At 40.5% G+C, this 13,294-nt stretch carries 12 protein-coding genes; 1 reads left to right on the forward strand and 11 read right to left on the reverse strand.

All coding sequences use genetic code 11. The features are described 5' to 3' along the window. Positions 1–50: 50 nt before the first annotated feature. The 11 genes from KDU71_RS01420 to KDU71_RS01470 all read right to left on the reverse strand — a co-directional run bounded on the left by KDU71_RS01420 (position 51) and on the right by KDU71_RS01470 (position 10,599). Positions 51–1,529 carry an alpha-L-fucosidase gene (locus KDU71_RS01420; RefSeq protein WP_212188106.1) on the reverse strand — a complete coding sequence of 493 codons (1,479 nt, stop codon included), beginning with the start codon at positions 1,527–1,529 and terminating at the stop codon, positions 51–53. 19 nt (positions 1,530–1,548) lie between these two features. Continuing rightward, positions 1,549–2,130 (reverse strand): DUF1287 domain-containing protein, encoded by a 582-nt coding sequence (locus tag KDU71_RS01425; RefSeq protein ID WP_212188107.1) that lies wholly within the window; start codon positions 2,128–2,130, stop codon positions 1,549–1,551. Positions 2,131–2,435: 305 nt separating this feature from the next. Continuing rightward, complete coding sequence (locus KDU71_RS01430; protein ID WP_212188108.1) at positions 2,436–3,908, reverse strand: sialate O-acetylesterase; 1,473 nt, start codon at positions 3,906–3,908, stop codon at positions 2,436–2,438. Between the two features lie 176 nt (positions 3,909–4,084). Next, positions 4,085–5,029, reverse strand: a complete 945-nt coding sequence (locus tag KDU71_RS01435; RefSeq protein ID WP_212188109.1) for a tetrahydrofolate dehydrogenase/cyclohydrolase catalytic domain-containing protein — start codon at positions 5,027–5,029, stop codon at positions 4,085–4,087. Between the two features lie 101 nt (positions 5,030–5,130). After that, complete coding sequence (locus KDU71_RS01440; RefSeq protein ID WP_212188110.1) at positions 5,131–5,856, reverse strand: DNA alkylation repair protein; 726 nt, start codon at positions 5,854–5,856, stop codon at positions 5,131–5,133. Positions 5,857–5,902: 46 nt separating this feature from the next. Next, positions 5,903–6,418, reverse strand: a complete 516-nt coding sequence (locus KDU71_RS01445) for a DUF3124 domain-containing protein (RefSeq protein ID WP_212188111.1) — start codon at positions 6,416–6,418, stop codon at positions 5,903–5,905. A 156-nt stretch (positions 6,419–6,574) separates the two neighbouring features. Continuing rightward, the gene (locus KDU71_RS01450) at positions 6,575–6,964 is read right to left on the reverse strand and encodes a putative signal transducing protein (RefSeq protein WP_212188112.1); all 390 of its coding nucleotides are present in this window, start codon (positions 6,962–6,964) and stop codon (positions 6,575–6,577) included. A 66-nt stretch (positions 6,965–7,030) separates the two neighbouring features. Beyond that, positions 7,031–7,567 (reverse strand): hypothetical protein, encoded by a 537-nt coding sequence (locus KDU71_RS01455; RefSeq protein ID WP_212188113.1) that lies wholly within the window; start codon positions 7,565–7,567, stop codon positions 7,031–7,033. Between the two features lie 198 nt (positions 7,568–7,765). Further along, entirely contained in the window at positions 7,766–8,146 is a 381-nt protein-coding gene (locus KDU71_RS01460) for a hypothetical protein (protein ID WP_212188114.1), read from the reverse strand. Between the two features lie 267 nt (positions 8,147–8,413). Next, a complete protein-coding gene (locus tag KDU71_RS01465; protein ID WP_212188115.1) occupies positions 8,414–9,148 on the reverse strand; it encodes a hypothetical protein in 735 nt (244 codons plus the stop codon). Between the two features lie 728 nt (positions 9,149–9,876). After that, the gene (locus tag KDU71_RS01470; protein ID WP_212188116.1) at positions 9,877–10,599 is read right to left on the reverse strand and encodes a DUF4469 domain-containing protein; all 723 of its coding nucleotides are present in this window, start codon (positions 10,597–10,599) and stop codon (positions 9,877–9,879) included. 580 nt (positions 10,600–11,179) lie between these two features. On the opposite strand from KDU71_RS01470, the gene KDU71_RS01475 reads away from it, so the two are divergent. Then, positions 11,180–12,964 carry a T9SS type A sorting domain-containing protein gene (locus tag KDU71_RS01475; protein WP_212188117.1) on the forward strand — a complete coding sequence of 595 codons (1,785 nt, stop codon included), beginning with the start codon at positions 11,180–11,182 and terminating at the stop codon, positions 12,962–12,964. Positions 12,965–13,294: the final 330 nt, after the last annotated feature.

Here is a 13,294-nt window from a genome sequence, read left to right on the forward strand (position 1 = left end):
ATTCTCATGGCTTTTTGTTTTAAAATACCGCTAAATAATTAACGTCATGACTATTTAAGCTTCGACACTTTAAGCGTCCACACATATTTACATGGTGGCTTTTGCCTTAGTGCTTTTGGTATCGATACCGAAAAACCATCAGCCACCTTTTTCCATTTCAATGGCTTATGGTATCCCAACAAATGTACCTCAGATCCATCGACAGGCTGCTGCGATGTAACGGTAATAGTGGCAGGCATACTATTTTCTCCTGCTTCTGCCATGTACATAAAGTAGGCATTCCCGTTATCCTGCTGCGTCATGCAGATATTGTTCTCCTTATAAGGAGCCAGTACTTTACTACTGTAGATTGCCTCTTTATTGACAGCCATCCATGCGGCATATTCTTCCAATAAATTGTAAGCGCCTTGCTGCCACTCACCCTCGGGAGTTGGAGCAATATTGAGCAATAAGTTACCTCCTTTGGCCACAATATCCACCAGCATCTGCACGCCTTCACGGCCACTCATGTATTTGGCATTGGGGGTATGTGCCCATCCTCCTCCTGAAATGATGCACGATTCCCACGGATAAGGCAGAGCCTTGTGAGGCACGCGGTTTTCAGGGGTCAGGTAGTTTTGATTCTTTCCATGCACGGCGCGATCCACCACAATCAGACCTGGCTGCTGCTCACGCAGCTTCACAACCAGCTCATCTATTTTGATATCCTGGTTTACAATACGGTGCTTCAAGTAACCATTGTCATTATTTTGCAGCTGTCTGTCGTACCAACTGGTAATCTCGTCTTTAGGTGTTTTTGCTACCCAGCCACCATCGAGCCACATAATGTCAATTTTTCCATAGTCCGATACCAGCTCCAGCATCTGGTTATGGGTAAAATCAATGAACTCCTGCCAGCGTTCAGGATTAGCTTCGGGCTCATAATTGACATTGCGGTCGCGCGGCGGATACTTAGGATCCCAATAGCTCTCCACATGCCAGTCGGGCTTTGAAAAATAAGCGCCGGCCCACATTCCCTGATTTCTGAAAGCTTCAAACACCTCTTTGGCAATATTCTTCTTCGGATGTGTTGAAAAAGGGCAATTGTCACCTGTAGTTTTATAATCGGTGTATTTAGAGTCGAACATACAGAAACCATCATGATGCTTGGTGGTAAAAACGACATATTTCATCCCTGCTTTTTCTGCTGCATCGGCCCACTTATCAGGGTCGAATTTGGTGGGGTTAAACGTCTTTATCAGATCTTCATACTCCTGTTTGTAGGCAAAGTAATCATCTGGGTTAGCACCTTTAGTGCGTTCGCACCAACCATACTCCTCGGGACATAAAGACCAGGACTCAACAATGCCCCACTGGCTGTAGGCTCCCCAGTGCATTAATAATCCAAATTTCAGATCCTGCCATTCCTGAATCTTTTCAAGAACCAATGGATCCGTTTCGGGCACATAGCGTTCATCTTCGTATACAGCCTGCGATGAGGCTAATACGCAATAAACAGATAGTGTAACAAATAGTAGAATTTTTTTCATAGCGTAATATTTGAGTTTTTTAATGATAACGATAATGACCTATTATCTTATAGGCAAAGAGACAGTCTTCGAGCACCTGCCCTCCGCCAATATTATGTATAATCTTGTACCGACCACCATCTGACGACTTATGATCTGAAACAATACCAATGTGTGTTAATCCACCTCCAAGGTTCCAGCACACAATATCGCCCGGCTGATAATTATTGCCGCTGTCCGACACTTCAAGCACTGTTCCATACCTCTCAAAAAATGTCATGAGATTAGGTACTCGCCGGTGATCAATATTCCTATCTGTGCGGCTGAGCCCCCAGTTTTTGGGATATAGTCCGAAATTGCCCTTCATATCCTCATGTACCAGTTGCTGCAAATCAATATCAAACATGCGATAGGCACGGATAATTACATCGGTACAAACACCCCTGTCTGACGGCACATCACCATTGGGGTAATCAATGGAATAATAAGTTGGATCGTAAATAACATGCTGCCTAGTGAGCAAAAATGCAGAATCGGCCAACTGGCTATAAAAATTACCTTGCGCCAACAGTTGCGTTGTTAGCAGCACAAAAACAAGGGCTAGAGAATGTTTCAAAGGCATTGGATAATGGGTTATTCAGGGAACAGTTTTGATTTGTCTTTTCAATGCCCACTAAATTAAACAGATTAGCGATATTTTAAAGCGCAATTAGGTGAAAGCACCGCCAGATTAACACACCTATCCCTCTTTAAAACATATGTGGTGGTAGTCATTTGCTTTTAACCTGTCAATCAATGGTCAACAAAGCATTACTGCTTGCGCCTGACCACATTGCCATACCTGCAAAAGCCCCATCCAACACATTAAGTGCCAGATGGGGCTTATAAAGATTGTATGCCACTAGTATTACATTAATAGTCCAGAGCCTAATAATCGGCCCGAGTTGCATCATCCCAATCATCAGTTCTAAAGGATGAAGCCGGTAGTAGGTTGGAGTCAAACAAGGTACCATTCACCCAGTTTCGCCAGGCATAACGCACGGCTACCGGATGAGGCACAGAGTCACTCACCACAAACACCTGCTTACGCTTAACAATGCTGGCCTTAGCCGGATGGAATACCTTATCATCACCAGCTATCTCAAATCCTTCCAGTTCGTCGTATGCAAACACACCCAACTCGGCATGTTTAAATTCAAGCAGAAGACCCCCATTTTCCGCTGCCTGATTACTATAAACAGGTCCCGAATAGTCGACAGTATTATAACCATAGGTGTGATGCAGCGCATTAAACAACAAGCGGTCAGCCACTTCTTTTTTCTTTGGTGGATGGATGCAATGATCATCTCCAATATCCATGGTAACCGCCATACCCGAGTTAGGAATCAGATCCAGACACTGTATCTGTGCCTCCCTGATAAATGCAGAATTCTCGGTACTTTGGAACACCTCATTATCGTTACCATACATAAATGGTGCAATCTGCACGTAATAAAAAGGAAAGTCACCCAGCTCCCATCGTTTCCGCCAATCTTTTACCATAGCAGGGAGGAAGTCCTTATATTTTTCAGGCTCCATACGATTACTTTCGCCCTGGTACCACAACACACCTTTTATTGCATACGAAGTTAAGGGATTGATCATCGCATTGAATAAAGCCGTTGGTATCTGATTGGTGCGTTGGCTTAAATCCACCTCATCAAGGTTAACCTTTTGAAGCGCGCTGATAGCCTCCTCACTTATCCAGGCTTGTATGGCACTGCCTCCCCAGGAGGTATGTATTAGTCCAACCGGCACATCAAGTATTTCCTGCAACTGCTGTCCAAAGAAATAGGCCACTGCACTAAAATCAGCTACACTGGCAGCATTGACAGCCTGCCATCCAATATACTCAGCTACATCATTTAAAGGTGACTTTGCCGCTTTACGATTAACCGTAAAAAGTCGCAGGTTGGGATTATTGGCTTTAGCAATAGTCATTGGTCCCTCAAAGGTGGGTTGACCCATATACCCCTTTAAGGGTTGCTGCATGTTCGACTGACCCGAACACAGCCACACCTCACCAAACAGCACATTATCCAACCTGATCTCTGATTCTTTGCTTTTAATACTGATGGTTTGCGGTGCCTTACTATCGGTTGTTGTAACGGCCAGTTGCCAGTTACCTTTCTCATCGGCCACTACTTTGTTATTGCCTGTCTGCCACGATAGCTGTATGGTAATTTTCTCATTGGCATCTGCCCAGCCCCACAACTTTACGGTGGTATTGCGTTGTAGCACCATATTTGACGATACAATGGCTGGCAATTTTACTTCAGCAAAAGCATGGTTCAACCAGGGACTCCCCGGTAACAGAAATAAAAAAAGCACACAGTTTTTTAAGAAACTACTTGTCGTCATCTGGGTGAATATAATTAAATAATGCGTGATAAAAATGCATATAAGATGCCAACCAACATCATAAGCATGATATCAAAAATAGGAATAATATCGAATCCTGATATTCACCTGAGTTGTTTGAGCCTGGTGAAAAACTACTGAAGAGGCTCTGAACTCACAAGTAATATCATCACACATTAAGAAAGCATTGATGTATGACTCAACTGGTATTTACAGGCATTTAAGGCATTGCGCAGCAACACAGCCAATAACACCGGCATCAAGCCACCCGGACAGGGTGCCATTTTACCAGCAACAGGCATTACTGCATCTTTACTAACACCTCCCCTGATGACGGGGATCATAACGTTTGGATTTTTCTTACTAGCCACCTCTTTAACCAGATTTGAATAAATATCAATAATGCAAACGCCTTTTTTCAACCATTCGGGCTTTACAAACTCGGGCTGCTCGCTTACAACAAACAAATAATCTGCCCGCCTACAATAGTCTTCTATTCGCTCATTATCTGCATTAACAAGCGTATAAGAACAACCTTGCGGGATAACCTGCAGCGATGCTGTTTTAAGTATCAGACTTCTGAAGGGATTGGATATGAAATCCTGATCAGCCACAAACACAAATTCCTGCCCGCGCTCCACCTTAATACCGGCATATTTAAACAGCTCGAAAAAGGCCATGGGCAAACACATCGGATAACGGGTGCCAAACACTCCATGCACCTGTGTAGCCAATATATTCTGAGGATGAAATCCTTCCACCTCCTTGCTGCTGTTGATATGCTTAATCAGATTTATGGCATTAATGTGCTTCGGTACCGGTTGAAGCAAAACAATGGCATGTACAGACTCATCTGCATTGAGTTGCTCAATGACTTTTAGCATAGCCTCTTCACCAGATGAGGCGGGACATGTCTCGATAGACACCTGAAAACCAAGGGCACGAGCGGCTTCAGTATGAAGTGGTATCGTATATTTCATCAACGGCAGGTGGCCAACAAATGCAATAAATGCAATACCGGGTGTTGGCTGGTGCTGGCGCTGCATAACGCTTACCTCTGCCTGTATTTCAGCAAAAACCTGTTGCTGAAAACCTGCTCCGTTTATGATTTCTGCAGCCATTACTAAGGGTGTTAACAATCTAACTGCAAAGTTAAGCCCATCCAATAGCCAGGTCAATCAAGATTAGTACCTTATTGACATCACACACCAGAAATTATGCTTCAGTTGGGTAGTTTTGCTTTTCGGAACTGCTTGCGATATTCCTTATCCATTTTTTCGGTGGCATATTGCACAATCAGACGTCCACACTGGTCTTTCCAGTTCAAAAGAAAAGCTTCAACTTCGGCAGGATGCTTTTTCCACAGTGTACGCAGCAATGTACCAATGCCTTTTTGCACATATTCCGAATCATCCAGCATTAATGGCTCAATACTACCAAATGCATCTGCCGGCTTCAACCCTTTTTTGGCCAGTTCTACAAGGGTTACGGGTATAACCCGGCGCTGCCATTCTGACGAAGAGGTATGCCAGCTTTTCAACTCATCGAGGCTAATGATATTATCAAATAAAAAGCCGGATAGCACGAGCATGCACAGCACATCGGTGGTGGCCCAGTTATCAATCCCATAGCTGAACCAATTGCCAATACGGTTAAAGGTATCTTTGGTGTAATGGGCCCGCTGTGAGTGCACAAAGGCAATGGCAAAGGACTTTTCTTCGTAGCGACCATGCTTAAACAGCTCATCGGCCAGGTCAAGGTAATCGGCCAGGGTCATTTCAGCTTGCCAGTTTTCAATCCAGGCATCGCGCTGCTGCTCAAACACTTTTTGCTCAATACCGTAACCATCAAACCCTTCTTTGAAGTAACGGGTGTATTTCTTAACCACCTCATCGCTGGCGTTGGCGGCACAAAAGGTGCTTATCTCCTGAATTTTTGATGCTATCATACTGGTAGGTTTAGTAGACTTGAAATGAGTCATCGCTTCATCTTTATCACTCAAAGATTTGTACCCCACGCGTGGTAAATGATAGCCCTTGTTGCCCATGTGTTGAAATCATAACGGCTTCAAATAAGGGGGGATTTTTATCGTTTTTCATGGCCCAGTCAAAAACAAAATTGGCACCCGATCCTCCCTCAATATCCTTCTCTTCAATGACTATTTCCAGGGTTTCAAGGGGACGCAGATAAATGGGTGCTTCTGCATACTGACGAATATTATCGCCAACCGTGTTGTAGTAATCGGCCTTTAACAGGAACAGTGAATCGGTGACAGACACATTGCGTATGCTTGCGGTGATGGTGAGATCGAAGGTGCGGTGATCGTATATATGGTATACATGAGAGTAGACGGGCAGGTAGGTTTTGCCAACAAAAAAGTCATCGAGGTGCTCAATACTTATTTGTTTACTTTTCCAATCGGCTTGCTTGGCCGGGTATTTATCAATTTCTTGTCTGCCGCAGGCACTAACCGTCAATACAACCAGCAGGATCTGAAAGATATGTTTCATATGCTCAGGGTTTTATTTCCTAGTTATAAAATTACCATAAATAATTGAATGGTATAGGTAGTGCCAATAACTCTTTTCAAAGGCTCCTTCGTGGTGCAAAAGGTTAGGCATCAACCGGCAATGAACTACATAGAAACAACAAGATAAGGCATAGCTCTATATATTCTTAAACTCTGTTTGACAATTCTTGCACAAATAATTGACATTAATATTATTAAACGGCACACCACTAAATAGCGATACACTAATAAGCACCAGCTTTTTAAACCAGTTCTTTCCTAAACTCATCTTTATGCTTGTCGAATGACATTGTGGACACACCAGTTCTTTCTCTACATTAAGCTCCAGCAGTTCAACAGCTTTCTGGTAATCTATCTCGCGAATCATTAACTGAACCCCTGAATCCATTATTCGGTTGTAGTGAGGCATCAGGTTAGAGAAATGCTCATTGGTCACAAAGCACGGTATGCCTTCGTTCTCCAATCGCCCTTTTACCAGGTTGGCTTCAACAGGCGACTCAAATGTCATTAATCGAATGGTTTTCATTATGCGAATATACTATTATGGGTATGGGCTTGTTTTCTGCGTTTATAACTAGCATTATCAGGGATATCAACGCAAATTTATTGTTTTCAATATTAATTCATTATCAGGGTCACATTCATAATCCCTGACGCCTGGAGAGTAAACCAATCGGGCTTTGGTTTTAGATTCAGATTCAATCTTTAGGGTTATAAGACTATCCTCCCCTTTTAAAACAAATTCATCAACAGGAAAGGTTCCATTCTCATCCTCATCAAACCTATGAGCCGAGGCTGAATTGTTGGCGATTGCAGTACCCGATATTTCCATTTCGCAAAGCATTGAGCTACATATCAACTGGAAGCCAACAGAATCTGTTCCATGCCATTTGACGCCAAGTATTTGTTGAAATTCACTTGCCGCATCAATAGAGGCGAAAGTCTTGTCATATTCCGACCAGTTAATCGTTTTGCCACATATGGTTATCTCCTTTTTAATGGTCTCTTCCGATTGTGAATTACATTTATCAACAGTTTCTGAAGGTGTTGATAAATGCTCTGCTTTCGTATATACAATGGCCAAAACAGAAGTTAAGACAACAGCAATAGTAAGGCAATTTAATCTCATAATTAATTATTTAGCAAATACCGACATTACTTTATCAATTTATTATCGCTTTCAAATATTCAAATGATTCTGCTATCATTTCTTTTATAGCAATCCCTATACACAGTGATTTCTAACCGGTTGTCGGCAATCCCGAATTACTCGGGACGTTCAGACCCTGGTTTTCAAGCAGCCAGAACGCTTAGTTATTGGCATTCGTTATTTATATCTATCGTAGTTAATTTCTTCTACTTTTTTTCTAATATTCTTTTTGTAATAAAAACTAGAGTCCTGCTTATTCCTGTTTTTAATCAGATATTTGAGATGTCCAATTATTCCAAAAGGTTTGTGATAATCGTTTAAATCCGTAACAATTCCTTTTTTATATAGCTTTAATTTCCTTCTATAGCGAACCAAGGTAAAAGTCATTGAGTAGACTTCGTTAATTATAACAAAGGAAATCAAACTCATCCCTATAACAAGTCCTCTTTTACCCCAATTGGAGGCAAGAAACATTTGTATTTGCTGTGCAAAGCGTTGATTTGAACTTCCGATTAATTCTTGATTGGCAAAACGTTCATAAACCTCTTCTTCTGTCATTGGTAGTATGTCAATAGCAACAAATATGACTAGAAACAGAAAAAAAAGAATGTAAAATATACTATTACGCAAGCTTGTCGCGTCAGGGAATTTGTATTCTTTGTTGTATTTATTTTGTTTCACGTTTTTAACTTAATCTTACTTCTCAAATGATGTGTCGGTGGAATGAATGCCAACGGTGAGAATATGCGTAGTGCGGGATTTCAAGGCACTTCACTATCAAACCGCTACTTTGTTTATTAAATGTTACCATTCTCAAAATTAGCACTATCTGCCAAATGACCTATATTTATTGTTGTGTGTAGGTTTTCTACTATTATTCTTATTGTAAATATAATTCAGTCCAAAGATTAACGACAAGTAGCCAAATATTACAATCATCAATACTTTTCCACCTATTTGGTCAATATAATTAACCAATCTTTCAAAAATCATTGAATTTGTAGATGTTCCACGCATTTCAAGAAAATAATCATATTTATAGATTATAACTAATAGAAAAATTGCGCTGACAATAAACCCTAATCCATTTTCCCAAATCCCATCTTTTAATTGTTTTTCCTTTTTTGAAATACTATCATCTCGTTTATCCAATAACTGTATCATTGGCAAATTGTCTTTGATGTACCAAATCAGTTTATATGATTCCTCCGATGAAATATTGAGGTCAATATTTCTTGACTTAGATAATCTGATAGACATATAAGAGAGTCTTTTGTGTTTCAATTGATTATTAAATTCAAACTGTATTTTATTATACGACTCAGAATTAATCTCCTGAATTTCTTTATCATAGATTCTAATCAGATTATTATCAATTTCTAACAAAAGCTTTCTGCTCTTGTAATTCCAAATGTTTATTAGGAAAATCAACAGAGGTAAAATTCCCACATAAATTATAATCTGCTTTTCAGTGAAGTAATAAGTTATCAAAGCAATAATTATCCAACCGATACTTTTAATTAAATCAAATTGGCTTGTGTCCTCATTATATACTTTCAATCTTCTCAAATTTAAGGTTCTACTCAGTTTTAATTTGTGCAGGAGGCTCTTTCTAACTTACACACAACTCTTCTGTATCTATCACTCTATTGCCGATATATCGCCTTTGTCAATTGTTAATTTTACTGCAATAAAGAGATGTTTAGCTGTCGTAAATACAGTTTGGTTAATTCATTCACCCCGAAATTAACAAAACTAAACACAATTACAATTATAATTCGGCAGCAGTGCATGAAATTAGAGCTTATTATTAAGTGTTTTAAGTGAAATTATCCGTTTTATATAAACGTATATATACGACTCTAAACGTTTAATAGACACATAGCTACCTATCATCAGGCCTCAATTACCTCAATCACAACCAACAGCATGTTTTGTGCACCTATCGATGTTACCCATTCAGAAAGTGTGTGCGTTGCTTACTAATCGAATTATTAACACTGTCAGCATTTATCCCATTTGCATCTGATACCGCCATTTGCAGTTACTGCCAATACATGAAAAAGCCCGGGAGGCTGAGCCATCTATGGCTATGCCTCCCGGACTATAAACAGTACGCAGTTGCTTAAATAGCGACTTGCAGAAAAGTCGTTGTATTGCAACACCCTTGCTGCAAAATTGCAGGGGCATTGCTGCAAAGTTGCAGGGGCATTGCTGCAAGGTTGCAAGGGCATTGCTGCAAGGTTGCAGGCCCATTGCTGCACAGTTGCAGCAGAATAGAGCAATCTTTATTCGACGGTTAAGATGGTTTCTAGCTGTTCTTCTCTGGGCTCCTTGAGTAAACTACCTCTTGAAACCTGCGTCACCACCTGCAACTCATAGTCGCCGGGTGCCAATGCAGGTACCATCACTATTAGCTCCTTGTTTTTATTGCTGATAATTTGTGTGGCTTTGGTGGAGGTGCCGTCGGCGTTGCTGATAAAAAACACACCCACCTTATCGGCGTTGGCTTCATCGCTCTCAATCTGGAGTCTTTCACCTTTAATAACCAATACATTGTTGGGGGTGATGGTGCTGTTGACGGCCCCGGTGAGACTGTCGGTAGCGCTAAGCATCACAATACCTGTTTTTGCCTGGCCCAATACATTTACCTTGGTGTTGTTAATCAGCTCGCGGGTTTGCGAAGCAGGGGTAAAGCGGGCGCCCAGCTTTTGCTGGTTGGGGTCGTAACTGCTGCCGTAAAACACCCCTGTTATACCCAGTCGGGCGTGCATAAAAGGCGTGCTGATGCTATAGCCAGCTGCCAGACCTTCGGCTTTAATGCGGTCGGCCCGGTTGAGGACCTCCACAATTGATTCAAGTTGGTACTCGCTACCCTCTTTTTTAATACGGGCAGCAATGCCCGGGTTGTTGAGCTTGCCCTTTGACCTTACGCGGCCATACGAATCTGTTGGATCATCTGTAACCCGCAAGTCAAACAGGTTAACATCTACTTCAATTTTTTCTTCCATAGTTAAAGTTTTAAGTGAATAATATTAATGACATATCAACAAGATATTTCGCGCTTATAAGCCAGCTACCAACGCTTACAGGTAGGTTTTAGCCTTAGCCTTGTTGTTGGTAGCAGTCGTCACTAGGGCCCAATGGATGGTAGAAACACATGTGAGTAAATCGTCATTTACAGCGCTTATGCAGCATGGCAATAACTCTTCATCCATGTTTAGCCAGCATTGGCCTTAAAAAGTATGTTTGTGTGTAAGCTACTGTTACGGAACCAGAGCAGCTTTTTTAGACTCAGTATCTAATATAAGTAGTCGTATTCATTGTGGTTTGGTTTTTAAGGTTTAATAAATCTCTCATTACAAATATATCATTATCATCAATATATACAAGATCTTAAATAACATTGACCAGCACTGCTATTACGCACCATACCATAAGCTAACCTTTTATAAATGCATCTATCAATACTATAACGTTAGAGTTGAAAAAAATCACAAATCACGAACATTTACATTTTTTCAAATAAAATACCATTACCTATTTAAATAATAATATTTTTGACCATGTATATTTCTAAAACGTCAAAACATGAAAAACTACTACTTATTACTAATTATGCTCTTAAGCACTTGGACTGTTTTTGCTCAATCGAGCGATAAGCCACTGCTGGAATACACACTGGAAGAAACATATGACGACGCCAGTGGTGAGTATAAAACGACAGCCAAAACAGTATGGTACTACGATGCCAATAATGTGCTTACCCATACAATAAAATACCTATGGGACGAAGAGCTCAATGATTGGGTGAATTATGGAAAAACAGCATTCACATACGACGATGAAAATAACATTGTATTAAAATTATCCCTTGCGTGGGAAGTCACTAACTCCACTTGGACAAGTTATCAAAAAAATGAATGGGCATACAGCAATGGCAAAAAAACGCTTGACGCTTCATACACATGGGATGCTGAACGCAACGACTGGAAAGGCAGCTTTAAAAATGAATGGGGGTATGATGCAAACAGTAACAAAACTCTGCAAGCTGCTTACACTTGGAACAATGAAAAAAATATTTGGAAAGGCTTACACAAGTATGTTACTGAATATGATACCCAAAACCGTAAGCTCAGCAAGGAAGAGCACCAATGGGATACAGATAACGATGTATGGATTGAATATAATCGCATCACCCATACATATACCGATAATTCCTTAGAATCATCAAAAACATACTACACCTGGGATAATAATCAATGGTTAGAAACTAACAAGTATGAGTACTCATACAACGAGAACAAACTGAAAACATCCGAAATCTATTATACATGGAATAATGTTGACTGGCTTGGGCAAACAAAAAACGAGTATAGCTATAACTCCAATGGTGATATAACATTGCATTTAGTATACAACTGGGATGTCACTACCAGCAACTGGAAAAACGGCTCTAAAAAAGAATACCTATACGATGCCAATGGAAATAATATTCAGATGAGTGAATACAATTATCACATGGACGTCTGGGTAAATACTTCTAAAACCGAATCAACTTTCAATAGTGACAATAAAGTTGAACTAACGAACATTTATACCTGGAGCAATGATTCATGGATAAACAACCAAAAAGAGGAGTACACCTACGAAAACAATTACCTGACTAAACATAAAATTTCTCATAAATGGGATGTTGATAATTCTGTCTGGAAAAACTACTACAAATCATCGGAAAGCTACAATACATATGGACTTGGGACAGCATATGAAGACTATTGGTGGAATACGGAACAACAGGTATGGAAGGGTAATAGCAAAAATGAAAGAGATTATTATGCTGATGGCAGAACAATACTTCTAATAAATTACACTTGGGATGCTACAACCCTTCAATGGATTGGCTCCAGCAAATCTGTATCAGACTTTCATAAAGGAAATATATACTCACTGTCTGAATATTACACTTGGGATTATAATTTAAGCACCTGGAGTGGCATGATGAAAGTAGAGTTTCAGTTTAACTCATACGATCAATACAGCACAACATTTGATTATAAATGGGCAGCAAATCACTGGGCACCCTTCTTACGTTACACTTACTATTACGAAGGTATAGGTACTGACATAAATACAGCACACGAGCCAGTCATACAGGTTTACCCTAACCCGGCCAGTAGTTTTATTTCCATCAAGGGCATTGACAACAGTCAGCCCGTAGCACTTGAACTAATTAACCTGTCTGGTGGTACCAGCATCAGGTTACAACCCAACAAACTAAGCAACATACCTGTGGGCCAGTATGCCAAAGGATTATATTTACTTAAAATCACCTATAATAATAAAACAGCAACACAAAAAATACTGATACAATAACTATCAGATAACCAAAGGCAAGGATCGCATCTTTATTATGTTCTGGAAAATAAAGATGCGATCCTTTTTTTTGAGCACTGTGCACTAAGCACCGGGCACTAGCTACAGACTTTCGGACTTTTTAATCTCCGGCTCGCACCTTACTTGAATTCTCGAAATCAAAGCGGCACTCCTTTTACGGACTGCGTACTTTCGGACTTCTGCCTTCTGCCTCACCACTGACTACTAACTACTGACTACTCCCCACTGACTACTCCCCACTGACTACTCCCCAATAATACCCGTCCAATCAATATTCTTATTACCTTTAGCCTTCAAAATAAACATGGG

This window comes from Carboxylicivirga sediminis, assembly GCF_018156225.1.
Lineage (GTDB): Bacteria > Bacteroidota > Bacteroidia > Bacteroidales > Marinilabiliaceae > Carboxylicivirga > Carboxylicivirga sediminis.

What these genes read in the sequence shown, in the direction of transcription:
- KDU71_RS01420 (WP_212188106.1), bottom strand. Translation starts at nt 1,529, where the DNA reads ATGAAAAAAATTCTACTATTTGTTACACTATCTGTTTATTGCGTATTA.
- KDU71_RS01425 (WP_212188107.1), bottom strand. Translation starts at nt 2,130, where the DNA reads ATGCCTTTGAAACATTCTCTAGCCCTTGTTTTTGTGCTGCTAACAACG.
- KDU71_RS01430 (WP_212188108.1), bottom strand. Translation starts at nt 3,908, where the DNA reads ATGACGACAAGTAGTTTCTTAAAAAACTGTGTGCTTTTTTTATTTCTG.
- KDU71_RS01435 (WP_212188109.1), bottom strand. Translation starts at nt 5,029, where the DNA reads ATGGCTGCAGAAATCATAAACGGAGCAGGTTTTCAGCAACAGGTTTTT.
- KDU71_RS01440 (WP_212188110.1), bottom strand. Translation starts at nt 5,856, where the DNA reads ATGATAGCATCAAAAATTCAGGAGATAAGCACCTTTTGTGCCGCCAAC.
- KDU71_RS01445 (WP_212188111.1), bottom strand. Translation starts at nt 6,418, where the DNA reads ATGAAACATATCTTTCAGATCCTGCTGGTTGTATTGACGGTTAGTGCC.
- KDU71_RS01450 (WP_212188112.1), bottom strand. Translation starts at nt 6,964, where the DNA reads ATGAAAACCATTCGATTAATGACATTTGAGTCGCCTGTTGAAGCCAAC.
- KDU71_RS01455 (WP_212188113.1), bottom strand. Translation starts at nt 7,567, where the DNA reads ATGAGATTAAATTGCCTTACTATTGCTGTTGTCTTAACTTCTGTTTTG.
- KDU71_RS01460 (WP_212188114.1), bottom strand. Translation starts at nt 8,146, where the DNA reads ATGACAGAAGAAGAGGTTTATGAACGTTTTGCCAATCAAGAATTAATC.
- KDU71_RS01470 (WP_212188116.1), bottom strand. Translation starts at nt 10,599, where the DNA reads ATGGAAGAAAAAATTGAAGTAGATGTTAACCTGTTTGACTTGCGGGTT.
- KDU71_RS01475 (WP_212188117.1), top strand. Translation starts at nt 11,180, where the DNA reads ATGAAAAACTACTACTTATTACTAATTATGCTCTTAAGCACTTGGACT.